At 72.5% G+C, this 15,783-nt stretch carries 13 protein-coding genes and 1 pseudogene; 6 read left to right on the top strand and 8 right to left on the bottom strand.

Annotated elements, in window-relative coordinates; translation table 11 throughout:
- The 3 genes and pseudogenes from IF54_RS43640 to IF54_RS0130165 form a co-directional block, all read left to right on the top strand.
- Positions 1-751: pseudogene (locus IF54_RS43640) on the top strand (hypothetical protein); the annotation flags it as partial.
- A gap of 355 nt (positions 752-1,106) precedes the next feature.
- Positions 1,107-1,235: a hypothetical protein gene (locus tag IF54_RS44000; protein ID WP_267884983.1), complete on the top strand. Its 129-nt coding sequence runs from the start codon at positions 1,107-1,109 to the stop codon at positions 1,233-1,235.
- 316 nt (positions 1,236-1,551) lie between these two features.
- Positions 1,552-2,754: an amino acid deaminase/aldolase gene (locus tag IF54_RS0130165; RefSeq protein ID WP_030324448.1), complete on the top strand. Its 1,203-nt coding sequence runs from the start codon at positions 1,552-1,554 to the stop codon at positions 2,752-2,754.
- Between the two features lie 241 nt (positions 2,755-2,995).
- Here the strand turns inward: IF54_RS0130165 and IF54_RS0130160 are convergent, their stop codons facing one another.
- The 3 genes from IF54_RS0130160 to IF54_RS0130150 are packed head-to-tail and all read right to left on the bottom strand — an operon-like array spanning position 2,996 to position 6,543.
- The gene (locus tag IF54_RS0130160; protein ID WP_030324447.1) at positions 2,996-3,787 is read right to left on the bottom strand and encodes a 3-oxoacyl-ACP reductase; all 792 of its coding nucleotides are present in this window, start codon (positions 3,785-3,787) and stop codon (positions 2,996-2,998) included.
- The gene (locus IF54_RS0130155; RefSeq protein ID WP_030324446.1) at positions 3,784-5,157 is read right to left on the bottom strand and encodes an aldehyde dehydrogenase family protein; all 1,374 of its coding nucleotides are present in this window, start codon (positions 5,155-5,157) and stop codon (positions 3,784-3,786) included. Before IF54_RS0130155 ends, IF54_RS0130160 begins: the two co-directional genes overlap by 4 nt.
- Positions 5,158-5,184: 27 nt before the next feature.
- On the bottom strand, positions 5,185-6,543 hold the full coding sequence (locus IF54_RS0130150; protein WP_020137970.1) for a glutamine synthetase family protein: 1,359 nt from the start codon (positions 6,541-6,543) through the stop codon (positions 5,185-5,187).
- Positions 6,544-6,636: 93 nt separating this feature from the next.
- Between IF54_RS0130150 and IF54_RS0130145 the strand changes: the two genes are divergently transcribed.
- Complete coding sequence (locus IF54_RS0130145) at positions 6,637-7,374, top strand: FadR/GntR family transcriptional regulator (protein ID WP_030324443.1); 738 nt, start codon at positions 6,637-6,639, stop codon at positions 7,372-7,374.
- 67 nt (positions 7,375-7,441) lie between these two features.
- A complete protein-coding gene (locus IF54_RS0130140; protein WP_030324441.1) occupies positions 7,442-8,131 on the top strand; it encodes a gamma-glutamyl-gamma-aminobutyrate hydrolase family protein in 690 nt (229 codons plus the stop codon).
- 135 nt (positions 8,132-8,266) lie between these two features.
- Here IF54_RS0130140 and IF54_RS0130135 read toward each other — a convergent pair whose 3' ends face one another.
- A complete protein-coding gene (locus IF54_RS0130135; protein ID WP_030324439.1) occupies positions 8,267-9,208 on the bottom strand; it encodes a LysR family transcriptional regulator in 942 nt (313 codons plus the stop codon).
- Between the two features lie 70 nt (positions 9,209-9,278).
- Here IF54_RS0130135 and IF54_RS0130130 point away from each other — a divergent pair, with 70 nt between their 5' ends.
- Positions 9,279-10,403 (top strand): TDT family transporter, encoded by a 1,125-nt coding sequence (locus IF54_RS0130130; RefSeq protein WP_030324435.1) that lies wholly within the window; start codon positions 9,279-9,281, stop codon positions 10,401-10,403.
- Here the strand turns inward: IF54_RS0130130 and IF54_RS0130125 are convergent.
- The 4 genes from IF54_RS0130125 to IF54_RS0130110 all read right to left on the bottom strand — a co-directional run bounded on the left by IF54_RS0130125 (position 10,315) and on the right by IF54_RS0130110 (position 15,543).
- Positions 10,315-11,034 (bottom strand): helical backbone metal receptor, encoded by a 720-nt coding sequence (locus IF54_RS0130125; protein ID WP_030324433.1) that lies wholly within the window; start codon positions 11,032-11,034, stop codon positions 10,315-10,317. The genes IF54_RS0130130 and IF54_RS0130125 overlap by 89 nt on opposite strands.
- Positions 11,031-11,600 carry a helix-turn-helix domain-containing protein gene (locus IF54_RS0130120; RefSeq protein ID WP_030324430.1) on the bottom strand — a complete coding sequence of 190 codons (570 nt, stop codon included), beginning with the start codon at positions 11,598-11,600 and terminating at the stop codon, positions 11,031-11,033. The genes IF54_RS0130125 and IF54_RS0130120 overlap by 4 nt, the downstream gene beginning before the upstream one ends.
- 294 nt (positions 11,601-11,894) lie before the next feature.
- Positions 11,895-14,501, bottom strand: a complete 2,607-nt coding sequence (locus IF54_RS0130115; protein ID WP_030324428.1) for an ABC transporter permease/substrate binding protein — start codon at positions 14,499-14,501, stop codon at positions 11,895-11,897.
- Positions 14,494-15,543, bottom strand: a complete 1,050-nt coding sequence (locus tag IF54_RS0130110) for a quaternary amine ABC transporter ATP-binding protein (RefSeq protein ID WP_030324426.1) — start codon at positions 15,541-15,543, stop codon at positions 14,494-14,496. Before IF54_RS0130110 ends, IF54_RS0130115 begins: the two co-directional genes overlap by 8 nt.
- Positions 15,544-15,783: the final 240 nt, after the last annotated feature.

The raw sequence follows: 15,783 nt of genomic DNA, 5'->3' as shown, positions 1-15,783 counted from the left end.
TGCGGGGGGCGTGGAGGGCATGGGGGTGGGGCTCGAAGCGGGGCGCGGTGGGGCAGCCGGGGGCGGGGGCGTCGAGGAGGGAGCGGTGCGGCCCGGGTCCGCCGAGGGGTGGCCGGTCCCGGAACCGGCTCGGCCCGCGTCGGCCGCGGGACGGCCGGGAACGGTGCGGCGGGGGTCCACGAAAGGGCGCACGGAACCGGTTCCGCTCGCGTCGGCCGTGGGACGGCCGGGGGCGGTGCGGCGGGAATCCACGAACGGGCGCACCGGCCCGGAGGCCGTGCGGCTGGTGTCGGGCAGGGGTGGCGCGGCGTCGGGGCGCGTCTTGGGCTTGGGCGGGGTCGCGGGGCCGCCCGACGGGGCGGTCCGCGCGCCGGAGGCCCCGGACGGCGAGCCCGTACGTCCCTCACCGGTCTCCCGTCCGCCGGGCACCGGCCGCATCCGGAAGGTCGTCTCGGAGGCGGCCTCGGCGGGGGCTCCGGGACGGGCCGACGGCACCGGGGGCCGGGAAGCCGGCCGGGGCGGCACGGCACCGGGCACCGTCGGTTCGGCGCCGCACGAGGGGGCACCGGTGCCTGACTCCGGCGGCATCGGGCCGGGGTTGGATGTCCCGGCGCCCGTCGAGCGGGAGGCCGACCGTCCCGCACCGGCGGCGGGAGGCGGGGGCGTGTCCGGGAAGCGGGCCGAGGCGGGGGGCGGCGGCGGAGCACTGTCGGAGAACGAGGCACCCGGCTTCGGCGAGCCGGGACGGTAGGCGCCCTGAGCGCCGGACCGGCGTCGGCACGGCACCCGTACCCGTCCGGCTGCCTGACGGCGTCGGCACGGCACCCGTACCCGTCCGGCTGCCTGACGGCGTCGGCACGGCCCCCGCGGCCGTGTCGGTACCGGACGGCGTAGAAACGGTGCCCTCGGCGTTCGGGGTGCGTATCGGGGGGTGCGGCGCGGGGTTCGGCACGGAGGCCCGCTCCCCGCCCGGCGCGCTGCCCGCGCCGTCGGACGTGCGGCCGGTGTTCTCTCCGGCTCCCTGCCAGTCGAAGCCGCCGAAGCTCGGCCGCCCCGGCGCTGCCGCGCTGCGTCGGACGCGTTCGCCGAAGGCCTGCCATTCAGTGGTGTCCGTCACACGGCCGCCAGAAGCCCCGGATTCCCGGCCCGCCGCCTCCTCCGACGACGGGGAGGACGGCTGGTACGACGGCGCCGAACCGGAACCGGACTCGCCCTCTCCCGCCCTCGGCGGCTGAGCCGGCCGTGGAGGAATCGAGGCGCGGCGTGCGTCCGTGCTCATGCACCCCCCGTTTCCTCATGTCCGGGCCGTTCGGTCTCGCGCGGGCCCCACGTCGGTGTCGTCGGTGTGGACGACGGCCGTCCGGGCACGCATACCCGTACGGGAGGTCCGGCATCCCGGCGCGGCGGCGTCGGGAGGGCGAACAGCCCTGCGTACGTGCGCGTCACTCTACGGGTTGTGGCGGGCCGACCGGGAACCAGTCCACCAGGCCGGGGGCATCTGCCCGGAACGTCCCCCTACCCTGCGGTAATCCTGTCTGGCAGGCTTCGTTCATGACTGCGCGCGCCGCCGACCGGGCCCGTTACGACCGGGCCACCGCCCATCTCGACGCCCCCCTCGCGATCGTGGACCTCGACGCCTTCGACGCCAACGCGGACGACCTCGTCCGCCGGGCGGCGGGCAAACCGATCCGCGTCGCCAGCAAGTCCGTGCGGTGCCGGGCCCTGCTCGAACGGGTCCTGGCCAAGGACGGCTTCGCGGGCATCATGTCCTTCACCCTCGCCGAGTCCCTGTGGCTGGCCAGGAGCGGTTTCGACGACGTGCTGCTCGCCTACCCGTCCGCCGACCGTGCCGGATACGCCGAACTCGCCGCCGATCCCAAGCTCGCCGCCGCCGTGACGGTCATGGTCGACGACCCCGCCCAGCTCGCCTTCATCGACGCGGCCCGGGCCGGCGGCACCGAAGTCATCCGTGTCTGCCTGGAGTTGGACACCTCGCTGAAGCTCCTCGGCGGCAAGGTCCGCGTCGGCGCCCGGCGTTCGCCGCTGCACTCCCCCGCCCAGGTCGCCGACATGGCCCGCACGGTGGCCCGGCGTCCCGGGTTCAAGGTCGTGGGGATCATGGCCTACGAGGGACACATCGCCGGTGTCGGTGACTCGGTGGCCGGGCGGCCGCTGCGGTCCCGTGCCGTACGGCTGATGCAGGCCACCGCCCGCAAGGAGCTCGCGGAGCGGCGGGCCGCGGTGGTGCGCGCGGTGCGGGCGGTCGTACCGGATCTGGAGTTCGTCAACGGCGGTGGGACCGGCAGTGTGCAGCACACCGCGGCGGAGGACTCGGTCACGGAGATCGGGGCCGGCTCGGGGCTGTACGTGCCGCGGCTGTTCGACAACTACACGTCCTTCAGCGGGCGTCCGGCGGCCCTGTTCGCCCAGCCCGTCGTGCGCCGGCCGGGCGTGGGCGTGGTGACCGTCCTCGGCGGCGGCTACCCGGCCTCCGGCGCGGCCGGACCCGACCGGCTGCCGGTGCCGTATCTGCCGGAGGGCCTGAAGTACGACCCCCAGGAGGGCCCCGGCGAGGTGCAGACCCCGCTGCTCGGCGCCCCCGCGGACGACCTGCTGATCGGCGACAAGGTGTGGTTCCGGCACGCCAAGGCCGGTGAGCTGTGCGAGCGGTTCGAGGTGCTGCGGCTGATCGAGGGGGACGCGGTGACGGCGACCGTCCCGACGTACCGCGGGGAAGGCCACACGTTCCTGTAGGCCGGCGGACGACGGACCGGATCCACAGGGTGTTCGCCGGTCGACTGACCGGATCCACAGGGTGTTCGCCGGTCGAGGGACCGGATCCTCCGGGTGATCCGGTCCCTGTCGGCGAGCGGCGGGCCGTCCGGGTCGACGGCCCGGCACGAAGCGCACGACTGCGGCGGTGCCGTCCCGGGGCGCAGCGCCGTCCCGAGCCTGAAGGCAGGCGACTGGACGCGGCCTCGGCGGCCCGCCCTGCCTAGAGCGGCGTGACGTACGCCCCCGAGATACCGCCGTCGACGAGGAAGTCGCTGGCGTTGACGAAGGAGGAGTCGTCGCTGGCCAGGAAGGCGACGGCGGCGGCGATCTCCTCGGCCTCGGCGAACCGGCCGACCGGGATGTGGACCAGACGGCGGGCGGCGCGCTCGGGGTCCTTGGCGAACAGCTCCTGGAGGAGCGGGGTGTTGACCGGGCCGGGGCACAGGGCGTTGACGCGGATGCCCTCGCGCGCGAACTGCACGCCCAGTTCCCGGGACATGGCCAGCACCCCGCCCTTGGAGGCGGTGTACGAGATCTGGGAGGTGGCCGCGCCCATCCTCGCCACGAAGGACGCCGTGTTGATGATCGAGCCCTTGCCCTGGCGCCGCATGTAGGGGATCGCGGCCTTGCAGCACAGGTACACGGAGGTCAGGTTGACCTCCTGGACCCGCTTCCAGGCCTCCAGGCCGGTCTCCAGGATGGAGTCGTCGTCGGGCGGGGAGATGCCGGCGTTGTTGAAGGCGATGTCGACGCTGCCGTAGGTGTCGTACGCCGTCCTGAACAGCGCCTCGACCTGCTCCTGGTCGGTGACGTCGACCTTGACGAAGAGCCCGCCGACCTCCTCGGCGGCGGCCTTGCCACGGGTCTCGTCGACATCGGCGCACACCACGTGGGCGCCCTCGGAGGCGAGCCGGCGGGCGGTGGCGAGACCGATGCCGCTGCCGGCTCCGGTGATGACGGCGGTGCGGCCGACGAGGCGACGGCAGACGATCTCTTCGGTCGATGAGGTCACTGTGCGGGGCCTTCCGTGCTGATGAAGACGTTCTTGGTTTCGGTGAACGCGGTCAGGGCGTCCGGGCCGAGCTCGCGGCCGAGTCCGGACTGCTTGTAGCCGCCGAAGGGGGTCCAGTAGCGGACGCTGGAGTGGGAGTTGACGGACAGGTTGCCGGCCTTCACCGCCCGGGAGACGCGCAGCGCGCGGCCCAGATCGCGGGTCCAGAGGGACCCGGAGAGGCCGTAGGGGGTGTCGTTGGCGAGGCGGATCGCGTCGGCCTCGTCGGTGAAGGGCAGCAGGACGGCGACCGGTCCGAAGATCTCCTCGCGGGCGGCGGCGGAGTCGGGCGCCTCGCCGGTGAGGACGGTCGGCGCGAACCAGAAGCCGGGCCCCTCGGGCGCGCTGCCCCGCAGGCCTGGAGCGTCGGCGGGCACCAACTGCCGTACACGGTCCAGTTGCTGACGGGAGATCAGCGGGCCCATCTGGGTCCGCTCGTCGGCGGGGTCGCCCACGACCACGGAGGCGACGGCCTCGGCGAGCAGCTCGCGGACCTCGTCGTAGACCGTCTCCTGGACCAGGATCCGGGTGCGGGCGCAGCAGTCCTGGCCGGAGTTGTCGAGGAAGGAGAAGGGGTCGACGGCGGTGCGCAGGTCCGCGTCGGCGAAGACGATGTTGGGGCTCTTGCCGCCGAGTTCGAGGGTGACCGGCTTGACCTGGCGGGCGCAGCGCTCCATGACGTCACGGCCGGTGCGGGTGGAGCCGGTGAACACGATCTTCGCGACACCGGGGTGCTCGACCAGCGCGGTCCCCGCGACCGGGCCGTGGCCGGGCAGCACCTGGAGGAGGCCTTCCGGGAGCCCTGCCTCCAGGGCGAGTTCGGCGAGGCGGAGCGCGGTCAGCGGGGTGGTCTCGGCGGGCTTGAGGAGGACCGCGTTGCCGGCGGCGAGCGCGGGGGCCGTGCCCCAGGCGGCGATGGGCAGGGGGAAGTTCCAGGGGGCGATGACGCCGACCACGCCGAGGGGTTCGAGGAGGGTGATGTCGAGGCCGCCGGCCACCGGGATCTGGCGGCCGCTGAGCCGCTCCACTCCCCCGGCCGCGTACTCCAGCAGGTCCCGGACGTTGCCGGCCTCCCAGCGGGCGTTGCCGAGCAGGTGGCCGGCCTCGCGGACCTCCAGCCGGGCCAGTTCTTCGACATGCTGGTCGACGACGTCGGCGAACCGGCGCAGCAGCCGGGCCCGGTCGGCGGGCGACGCCTGGGCCCACCCCTCCTGCGCCTTGGCCGCGCGCGCCACGGCCGCGTCCACATCGGCGGCGGTGGCGGCGGGGACGGTGGCGACGACCTCCTCGGTGGCCGGGTTGAGGACGGTCAGCTCATGCTCGTACGACAACGGAGGACCTTTCTCGGACACTCGGGATCACAGGCGTTCGAAGGAGCGGCGCAGCTCCCAGTCGGTCACGGCCGCGTCGAAGGCGTCCAGCTCGACCCGGGCCATGTTGCGGTAGTGCGCGACGACCTCGTCGCCGAAGGCGGCCCTGGCGATGGGGCTGTTCTCCCAGAGCTCGGCGGCCTCGCGCAGGGTGGTCGGGACGTGCGCGTACTCGCCGGTGTAGGCGTTGCCGGTGCAGACCTCGGGCAGCTCCAGCTTCTGCTCGATGCCGTGGAGGCCGGCCGCGACGAGCCCGGCGACCGCGAGGTGCGGGTTGACGTCCCCGCCGGGCAGACGGTTCTCGAAGCGCATCGAGCGGCCGTGGCCGACGACCCGCAGCGCGCAGGTGCGGTTGTCGTGGCCCCAGGCGACGGCGGTGGGGGCGAAGGAGCCCGGCTGGAACCGTTTGTAGGAGTTGATGTTGGGGGCGTAGAGCAGCGAGAAGTCGCGCAGGGCCGCGAGCTGGCCGGCGAGGAAGTACCGCATGACGTCGGACATGCCGTCCGGGCCGGCCATCGCGTTGTTGCCGGCGGCGTCGGCGAGCGAGAGGTGGATGTGGCAGGAGTTGCCCTCGCGCTCGTTGTACTTGGCCATGAAGGTGAGCGAGACGCCCTCCTGGGCGGCGATCTCCTTGGCGCCGGTCTTGTAGATCGCGTGCTGGTCGCAGGTGGTGAGGGCCTCGTCGTAGCGGAAGGCGATCTCGTGCTGGCCGGGGTTGCACTCGCCCTTGGCGGACTCGACGGTGAGCCCGGCGGCGGCCATCTCGTTGCGGATCCGGCGGAGCAGGGGTTCGATGCGGCCGGTGCCGAGGACCGAGTAGTCGATGTTGTACTGGTTCGCCGGGGTGAGGCCCCGGTAGTTGGCGTCCCAGGCCTGCTCGTAGGTGTCCTTGAAGACGATGAACTCCAGCTCTGTGCCGACCTGGGCGGTGAACCCGTGCTCGGCGAGCCGCTCCAGCTGGCGGCGCAGGATCTGGCGGGGGGCGGCGACGACCGGCGAGCCGTCCTCCCAGGCGAGGTCGGCGATCAGCATGGCCGTCCCGGCGTTCCAGGGCACGCGGCGCAGGGTGGCGAGGTCGGGGTGCATGGCGAAGTCGCCGTAGCCGCGGTCCCAGGAGGACATCGCGTAGCCGTCGACGGTGTTCATCTCGGTGTCGACGGCGAGGAGGTAGTTGCAGCCCTCGGTGCCGTGGTGGAGCACCTCGTCGAGGAAGAAACGGGCGGCGAACCGCTTGCCCTGGAGACGGCCTTGCATGTCGGGGAAGGCCAGGACGACAGTGTCGATCTCACCGCTCGCGACGAAGGCGTGCAGCTCCTCGACGCTGAGCGGGGGTGTGCGGTCTGCCACGGGAGAACTCCTTCGGCTACTGCGTTTTTCCGACCGGGCCGGGAGCCATAAGGTATTGCTCACGACCATTGCTTGGGAAGGGGGGTCGGCCAGATGTCGGTGGACGCTGACGGCGGGCCGGACGACCGGTTGACTCCGGTGCTGCGGCCGGTCAGGGCGGGCAACGGCTTCGAGGAGGCGCTGGAGCAGATCCTCCAGGTGGTGCGGCTCGGGCTGGTGCCGGGGGGCGAGCGGCTGCCCGCCGAGCGGGAGCTCGCGGAGCGGCTCGGGATCAGCCGGGTGACGCTGCGCGAGGTGCTGAAGGTGCTCCAGGACCAGGGGCTCGTGGAGTCGAGGCGCGGGCGGTACGGCGGCACCTTCGTGCTGCCTCGTACGCCGGACGCGGGCGGCGAGGAGGAACTGCGGCGCCGGATAGCGGAGTCGGACATCGAGGACGTGCTGCGCTTCCGTGAGGTCCTGGAGGTGGGCGCGGCCGGCCTGTGCGCGACGCACGGCCTCACCGACGAGCAGGCGCGGCGGCTGCGGGAGGCGCTGGCCGCCACCCAGGAGGCCCCGCTGACCGACTACCGCCGCCTGGACACGCTGCTGCACCTCACCCTGGCGGAGCTGTGCGGATCGCCCACGCTGACCGCCCAGTACGCGGCGGTACGGGCCTCGGTGAACGACCTCCTGGACTGCATCCCGCTGCTGGTCCGCAACCTGGAGCACTCCCAACGCCAGCACGCGGCGCTGGTCGAGGCGGTCCTGGACGGGGACGCGGACGGGGCGCGGGAGATGATGCGGGAGCACTGCGCGGGCACGGCGGCGCTGCTGCGGGGATTTCTGGCGTGACCTTGCTTCCGGCCCCACCGAGGCACAAAGGTATGACCGTGGGCCATTGCAAGCCTGGGAGGGCCGAGTGACCGTACGACCGCTGATCGGCGTCAGCACCTACCTGGAGGCCGGGACGCGCTGGGGCCTGTGGGAGCTGGAGGCGGCGCTGCTGCCGGCCGGGTATCCGCGGCTCGTGCAGCGCGCGGGGGGCCTGGCCGCGATGCTTCCGCCGGACGCCCCCGAGCACGCGGCGGCGGCGGTGGCCCGCCTGGACGGCCTGGTCATCGCGGGCGGCCCGGACGTGGAGCCGGTCCACTACGGCGCCACACCCGACCCGCGCACGGGTCCGCCCGCCCGCGCCCGGGACGCCTGGGAACTGGCGCTGATCAAGGAGGCCCTGTCGGCCGGCCTGCCGCTCCTCGGCATCTGCCGGGGCATGCAGCTCCTGAACGTCGCCCTCGGCGGCACCCTCGTCCAGCACATCGACGGCCACGCGCAGGTGCCGGGCGTCTTCGGCCACCACACCGTCAAGCCCGTGCCGGGCACGCTGTACGGCACCGTCGTCCCGGAGGAGACCGCCGTACCGACCTACCACCACCAGGCCGTGGACCGCCTGGGAACCGGCCTCACGGTGTCGGCACAGGCCGCGGACGGCACGGTGGAGGCCGTCGAACTCCCGGGCCCGCCCTGGGTGCTGGGGGTGCAGTGGCACCCGGAGATGGGCGGGGACCTGCGGGTGATGCAGGCGTTGGTGTCGGCGGCGACCCGGCCCTGACCTGCGTCGAGGACAGCGGCTCCCGGGCCGGTCCTGACCGGCGCCAAGGTCAGCGGCTCCCGGGCCGGTCCTGACCTGCGTCAACGACACCGGCTCTCCTGTCCGGTCCGGACCGGACGACCCTCCATCCCGGCGCTAGGCCCGCGTCAGCGACAGCAGGTCCCTCGCCGGGCCCACCGGGCGGTGGCCCGTGGGCCATACCGCGCGCAGGTCCCGGGCCAGGGAGACGCCCGCCACGGGAACCGCGACCAGGCGCCGCATCGCCAGTTCCTCCCCGACCGCGAGTTCGCTCAGGACCGCGGGTCCCGCCCCGCCGACCGCCGCGGCCTTGACCGCCGTGGTGGACGAGAGCTCGATGAGGGGACGGGCCAGGCCGCCCAGGGCGGCGTCCAGGACCTGGCGGGTGCCCGAGCCCTTCTCGCGGAGGATCAGCGGGGTCGCGGCCAGCTCGCCGGCCTCCAGGGGGCGCCGGCGGCGGGCCCAGGGGTGGGCCGGGGACGTCACCACGATCAGGTGGTCGTGGGCTATGACCACCGAGTCGAGACCGGAGGGGACGGTCAGGCCCTCCACGAATCCCAGGTCCGCCTCGTCCGACAGCAACCGCTCCGCCACCGTCGCCGAGTTGCCCGCGTGCAGCGACACCGCCGTGTCGGGACGCCCGGCGCGCAGCGCGAGCAGCCACCCCGGCAGCAGGTACTCCGCGATCGTCATGCTCGCCGCCACCCGCAGCCGGGAGTCCCGGCGGTCCCGCAGCGCCTGCGCCCCCGCGTCGAAGGCCTCCGCCGCCTCGACGATCCGCCGGGCCCAGTCGGTCACCAGCGCGCCCGCGTCGGTGAGCCGGGACCCGCGGGGCGAACGGTCGACCAGGGCGACTCCCAGCTGCCGTTCCATCGAGCGGATCCGGCTGCTCGCGGCGGGCTGCGTGATGCCCAGCTCCCGTGCCGCCCCGCCCAGGCTGCCCAGCCGCGCCACGGCCAGCAGCAGCTCCAGCGCGCCGAGATCGGGCACCCGGTGCGCCAGCATCCCGCCCACTGCCGGCCGCAGCCCCTCGTCCCTGCCGTCACCGCCACCGCTCATAAGACCAGCTTATGCCCTCATAGAGCCGTCCTCCCTGGTGGCGGACCTCCCCCGGCGGCACCGTGGAGACATGGTCACCGCCGTCCGTCATCTCGGGCCGAACTGGTACGCCACCGTCATGGGCACCGCGATCGTCGCCACCGCCGGCGTCGCGCTCCCCGTGCACCTCCCCGGCGCCCGCACGATCTGCGCCGCCGTCTGGCTGCTGTCCCTCGCCCTCCTGCTCACCCTCCTCGGCGCCCGCGCCCTGCACTGGCGCCACCACGCCGACCAGGCCCGCGCCCACCTCCTCGACCCCGCCACGGCCCCCTTCTACGGCTGCCTCGCGATGGCCCTCCTGGCGGTCGGCGGCGGTGCCCTCACCGTCGGCCGGTACTGGATCGGGACTTCAGCCGCGGTCGCGCTCGACGCCGTACTGTTCACCGCCGGTACGGCCCTGGGGCTCGCGGCCGCCCTCGTCGTGCCGTACCTCATGGCCGTACACCACGGAGCGGACCCGCGAGAGGCCACTCCTGTGTGGCTGCTGCCGCTCGTCGCGCCCATGGTGTCCGCCGCGCTCGGGCCGCTCCTCGTGCCGCATCTGCCGGCCGGGCAGCTCCGCGAGACCCTGCTCCTCGCCTGCCTGGCGATGTTCGGGCTCAGCCTCCTCGCGACCCTGCTCATGCTGCCGCTCGTCTTCGCCCGGGTCGTCACCGGCGGGTCGCTCCCGCTCGCGCTCACCCCGACGCTCTTCCTGGTCCTCGGCCCGCTCGGCCAGTCCACCACCGCCGTCGGCAAGTTCGCCGAGGTGGCCCCAGGTGTCGTACCGGACACCTACAGCCAGGGATTCGGCGCCCTCGCGGTCCTGTACGGCGTCCCGGTCATGGGGTTCGCGCTGCTGTGGCTGGCGCTCGCCGCCACGCACGTCGTCCGGGCGCGGCGGCTCGGGATGCGGTTCTCGATGACCTGGTGGGCGTTCACCTTCCCGGTCGGCACCTGCGTCACGGGCGCCGAGACGCTCGCCCGGCACACGGGACTCGCCGTCTACGAGTGGCTGGCCGTCGGGCTGTACGGCGTCCTCGTGGCCGCCTGGGGCACGGCCGCCCTGCACACCGCGCGGGGCCTGCTCAGCGGAGCGCTGCTCGCAGGGCCTCGCCCAGCGCCCGTGGTGCTTCGGCCAGTGACGGCCCGTACCACGTCAGGTGCCGTCCGCTGACGAGGGCGCAGGGCAGGCCGGGGAAGGCCTCCGGACCGTCGTCGGGGGTGAAGCGGTAGGGCTCGTCGGGCAGCACGACCACGTCGGGTGCCGCTGCCCGCAGTTCCTCCAGCGGAACCTTCGGATAGCGGTCCTCGTGGTCGGCGTACAGGTGGTCCACGCCCAGGCGGGACAGGACGTCACCCGCGAAGGTGTCCCGGCCGAGGACCATCCAGGGCCGGCGCCAGATCGGCACGACCGCCGACACCCGGGGCGCGGGAGGCGCCTGGGTGGACCAGGCCTCCTCGGCCTCGTCCAGCCAGCGCGGCCGTACGGGGACTCCGCACGCCTCGACCACCCTCGCCAGTTCCCGGAAGGCCCCCGGGACGTCCCGCACCTCTGTGACCAGGACCTCCAGGCCCGCTTCCCGCAGCGCGGCAAGGTCCGGCGCCCGGTTCTCCTCCTCGTTGGCGATCACGAGATCGGGAGCGAGGGAGACGATCCGCTCCAGCTTCGGGTTCTTGGTGCCGCCGATCCGGGTGACGTCGAGGTCGGCCGGATGGGTGCACCAGTCGGTGGCGCCGACCAGGGCGCCGGGTGCCGAGGCGGCGACGGCCTCGGTGAGCGAGGGGACGAGGGAGACGACTCTCACTGCCGGGGCCGGTCCTGGACCGCCTCGATGTGCTCGGCGACGGCGACGACGACCACCCGGGTGTCGGCCACGGTCGCCCGCCAGCGGTGCCGCACCCCGCCGGTCAGGTACAGGGTGTCGCCGCGGCCCAGACGGTAGGCGCGGCCCTCGGCCTCGACGTCCACCGCGCCGTCGGCGACGTACATCAACTGGTCGTTGCGGTACTGGAATTCGCGCCCGGCGTCATGGTCGCCGGTGAACTCCTGGGCGTGCATCTGGTGGTGTCCGCGCACCAGGGAACGCATCCGGGGCCGGCCGTCCGGCTCGGGCCCGTCGGCGTGCACGACGTCGACGCTGCACGCCGGGTCGGCGGCGGCGAGGAGTTCGACGGCCGTGGTGCGCAGGGCGTCGGCGACCTTCTCCAGGGAGCCTCGGCTGGGGCGGGCGCGTTCGTTCTCGATCTGGCTCAGGAAGGGCACCGAGAGGCCGCTGCGCTCGGCGACGACGGCGAGGGTGAGCTCCAGCGCGCGGCGCCTGCGGCGCACGGCCGCGCCGACCCGAAGGGGCTGTTCTTTGTGGTCGCCCATGGCTCCGGCTCCCTCCTTCGCTCGTCGGTCCCGTGGCCCGTCCCCTGATGAGTTGTCTGCACCCTACGCATGTTCGGCAAACTGTTTCATGCGGCCTTCACATCGATGTCATACGGCGGGTGACCGTACCTCACACTTCGCGCCAGCCGAACGGCCCCCTGGAAGTGTTCCAGGGGGCCGGGTTTCGGTCACGCGCCCGCCCTCGGCCCGCCAAGTCCCCTAGTCGGCACCAGAGTTCGGGCGAAGGCGTAGCTCTATGTGGTTGGCCGGATCCTTACCGTGCTCGGGGAGCGGTCATGACGGTGTCATCCGCCCGACCATCTCCGGGTGCTCCTGGAGCCAGGCGGCGACCGCCTGCTCCTCGTGACCCTGGCCGCGCTTGTTGATCTCGGCCTCCAGGCTGCCGAGCTCGGCCTCGCTCATATGGAAGCCCTTGATCCACCTGGTGAGCTGCGGGTAGCGCGAGGGGAAGTCCTCGTTCGAGATGGTCCGGATGGTGTTGCCCTCACCGAAGAGCTTCTTGTCGTCCTCCAACTTGGTCAGGTCGTACTGGCTGTACGCCCAGTGCGGCGACCACAGGACGACGGCGACGGGCTGCTTCTTGGCGTACGCCCGCTTCAGCTCGGCCAGCATCGCGGGCGTGGAGCCGTCGACGACCTCGTACTCCTTGTCCAGGCCGTAGCCCGGCAGGACCTTGGTCTTGAGGAGGTTCATCTCGCCGGTGCCGGGCTCGATCCCGATGATCTTCCCGCCGAAGAGGTCCGCCTTGCCCTTGAGGTCCTCGTACGACTTCACGCCCTTGACGTACGAGGGCACGGCGACCTCCAGGGACGTCGGCCGGTACCAGGTGCCGAGGTCCTTGAGGCTGTCCTTGCTCTGGTCCCAGTAGTTCTTCTGCGCGTACGGCAGCCAGGCGTCGAAGTTGAGGTCCAGGTCCCCGGAGGCGAGGCCGGTGTAGACCGGGCCGACGTCCATCTGCTTGAGGTCGAGCCGGTAGCCGCGCTTCTCGAGGACGTTCTTCCACAGGTAGGTGACGGCGATGTCCTCGTCCCAGGGGAACCAGGCCACGTTCACCGGGCGCTTGGTCTCCGCCGCCGTCTTCTGGACGGGAGCCAGCTTGTCGACCAGGCCGGGGTGCTGCTTGAGCCAGGCTCGGACGGCGTCCTGCTGCCGCCCCTTGCCGGCCTTGTTGATCTCGGCTTCCAGCCCGGTGAGCTGCTTCTCGTCCAGCTTGAAGTTCTTCAGCCACCGCCCGACGACGGGGTCGTCCTCGGCGAAGCCCTTGCGGGCCACGGTGTGGATGCCGTCGCCCGAGCCCCAGGCGCCCTTGGGGTCCTTGAGCTTCTTCAGGTCGTAGTCGTTGTACGCCCAGTGCGGCGACCAGAGCGGGACGACGATCGGGGCCTTCTTGGCGTACGCCCGCTTCAGCTCGGCCAGCATGGCGGGCGTGGAACTGTCGACGACCTCGTACTCCTTGTCGAGGCCGTACGCCTTGAGGACCTTGCTCTTGAGCAGGGATGTCTCACCGGCGCTGGACTCGATGCCGGTGATCTTCCCGCCGAACCTCGAGGCCTTGCCCTTGAGATCGGCGAGGGAGTTGACGTCCTTCATGTACGACGGGACGGTCAGCTCGAGAGACGTCTTGTCGTACCAGGCGCCGAGGTCGTCGAGCTTGTGGCCGTACTTCTTCCAGTACTGCTCGTGGGTCGTGGGCAGCCAGGCGCCGGTCATGAAGTCGACGTTGCCGGAGGCGACGGAGGTGTAGAGCGGTCCGGCGTCGAACTGCTCGGCGTCGACCTGGTAGCCGCGCTCCTCCAGGATCTCCTTCCAGAGGAAGGTGGAGGCGACTCCGTCGTCCCAGGGGACGTAGCCGATGCTGATCTTCTTGCCCTGGCCGACGTCCTTGCCGTCGGAGACGGCCGTGGCCTCACCGGAGGTGCTGCCGAAGATGCCCATGCCGCCCGCCACGAGGGCGAGGACGACGACACCGACCACGGCGATCTGGGGGCTGGGCCGGTAGGACCAGATCCTGAGGCCCTGGGTCGCGCGGGCCTTGGCGGCGGCGCGGCGGCCCAGCGGGGAGACCTGGGTGCCGAGCGCGCTCGTCATGCGGTCGAGGTAGATCGCGAGGATCACGATGGCGACACCGGCCTCGGAGCCGAGGCCGACGTTGAGCTGGCCGATGGCCTCGTTGACGTCACCGCCGAGGCCGCCGGTGCCGACCATGCCGGCGATCGCGGCCATGGACAGGCCGAGCATGATGACCTGGTTGACGCCGGCCATCACGGTGGGCAGGGCCAACGGCAGCTGGACGCGCAGGAGGGTGTCGCGGGGTGTGGTGCCGAACGCCTCGGCGGCCTCGACGAGCTCCTTGTCGACCTGGCGGATGCCGAGCTCGGTCATGCGGACACCGGGGGCGAGCGCGAAGATCAGGGTCGCGACGATGCCCGCGGAGGCGCCGGTGCCGAAGAACAGGATCGCCGGGATGAGGTAGATCATCGCGGGCAGCGTCTGCATGAAGTCCAGGACCGGCCGGACCAGCCCGCTGACCCGGTCCGAGCGGGCCGCCAAGATGCCCACGGGCACGGCTATGACCAGCGCGATGATCGTGGCGACGAGGACCAGCGAGAGGGTCGTCATCGCGTCCTCCCACAGGTCGAGGGAGTCGATGAAGGCGAATCCCGCGAAGGTGAGGAGGCCGGCGAGGGTGCCGCGCAGCCAGAAGGCGATCACGGCGAGGATGCCCGCGAGGAGCAGGGGCTGGGGCGCCTGGAGGACGGCGTCGATGCCGTCGTAGGTGCCGGTGAAGACGGTCTTGAAGAAGTCGAAGAGCCAGGCCACGTGGTCGAGCAGCCAGTCGACGGTGTCGTTGACCCAGTCGCCGAGCGGGATCCTAGGCATGGGCCGCCTCCTCGTCCCCGAGGAAGCCCACCAGACGCTGCTGGGGCACGACCCCGACGAGCCGGCGCTCGTCGTCGAGGACTGCCACCGGGTGCGTGGAGCGCGCGCTGATCGCGCAGAGTTCGGTGAACGGCGTGTCGGGCGTCGCGGTCTCGCAGTCGTCCGCGCAGTCGCAGCCGGCCTCGACGCCGCCCAGGTCGGTGTCCATGACCGCGGCCGCGGTGAGCACGCGGGAGCGGTCGACGTCCTTGGTGAACGAGGCCACGTAGTCGTCGGCGGGCCGCACCAGGATGTCCTCCGCGCTGCCGGTCTGGACGATCCGGCCGTCACGCATGACGGCGACGCGGTCACCGAGCCGCATGGCCTCGTTGAGGTCGTGGGTGATGAAGACGATGGTCTTCTTCAGGGTCTTCTGGAGCTGGAGCAGCTGGTCCTGCATGTCCCGGCGGATCAGCGGGTCGAGCGCGCTGAAGGACTCGTCCATGAGGAGCAGGTCGGCGTCGGTGGCGAGGGCGCGGGCCAGGCCCACGCGCTGCTGCATGCCGCCGGACAGCTCGTCGGGCCAGGACTGCTCCCAGCCCTTGAGCCCGCACAGCTCCAGGGCTTCGGTGGCCCGTTCGAGGCGCTCGGCCTTGGCGACGCCCTGGACGGCGAGGCCGTAGGCGGCGTTCTCCAGGACGCTGCGGTGCGGGAAGAGCGCGAAGTGCTGGAAGACCATGCTGATCTTCTGGGCGCGTACGGCCCGCAGTTCGCGGTCGGTGAGTGCGGTGAGGTCCTGGCCGTCGAAGCGGACGTGGCCCGCGGTCGGCTCCAGGAGGCCGTTGAGCATGCGCAGCAGGGTGGACTTGCCGGAGCCGGACAGGCCCATGACGACGAAGATCTCGCCCGGGTCCACGGTGAAGGAGGCGTCGACGACCGCGGCGGTGATGCCCTCGGCGCGCAGGCTCTCCCGGTCGGCGCCCTCACGGAGCCGCTCGACGGCCTCCTGGGGCCGTCTTCCGAAGACCTTGTACAGCTGCTCTGCCTCAAGCCGTGATGACACGCGTACCTCTTGACTCTGGACCACTGGGCGGGAGACGAGAGGCCGCGAACAGTTGAAGATGCAACCTGCCTCGCTCCGAGGCCGCGCCTGCCCATATGCCTTTCGGCCAAACACGCCGATGTCGTGGTTCACAGGACGCACACACATGCCCCGGCGTCGCGCACCCGCCGGACGAGTTACGCGGCGGCGGCCGCTGTCGGTGGCGTACGGCAGAGACAGCCGCTGTGGGTGCCGTACGGC

The sequence above is a fragment of the Streptomyces sp. NRRL B-3229 genome, from assembly GCF_000719505.1.
GTDB lineage: Bacteria > Actinomycetota > Actinomycetes > Streptomycetales > Streptomycetaceae > Streptomyces > Streptomyces griseorubiginosus.
The sequence above is the reverse complement of the archived record's forward strand: the minus strand, read 5'-3'. Positions and strand labels throughout refer to the sequence as shown.

What these genes read in the sequence shown, in the direction of transcription:
- IF54_RS0130165 (WP_030324448.1), top strand. Translation starts at nt 1,552, where the DNA reads ATGACTGCGCGCGCCGCCGACCGGGCCCGTTACGACCGGGCCACCGCC.
- IF54_RS0130145 (WP_030324443.1), top strand. Translation starts at nt 6,637, where the DNA reads ATGTCGGTGGACGCTGACGGCGGGCCGGACGACCGGTTGACTCCGGTG.
- IF54_RS0130135 (WP_030324439.1), bottom strand. Translation starts at nt 9,208, where the DNA reads ATGAGCGGTGGCGGTGACGGCAGGGACGAGGGGCTGCGGCCGGCAGTG.
- IF54_RS0130130 (WP_030324435.1), top strand. Translation starts at nt 9,279, where the DNA reads ATGGTCACCGCCGTCCGTCATCTCGGGCCGAACTGGTACGCCACCGTC.
- IF54_RS0130120 (WP_030324430.1), bottom strand. Translation starts at nt 11,600, where the DNA reads ATGGGCGACCACAAAGAACAGCCCCTTCGGGTCGGCGCGGCCGTGCGC.
- IF54_RS0130115 (WP_030324428.1), bottom strand. Translation starts at nt 14,501, where the DNA reads ATGCCTAGGATCCCGCTCGGCGACTGGGTCAACGACACCGTCGACTGG.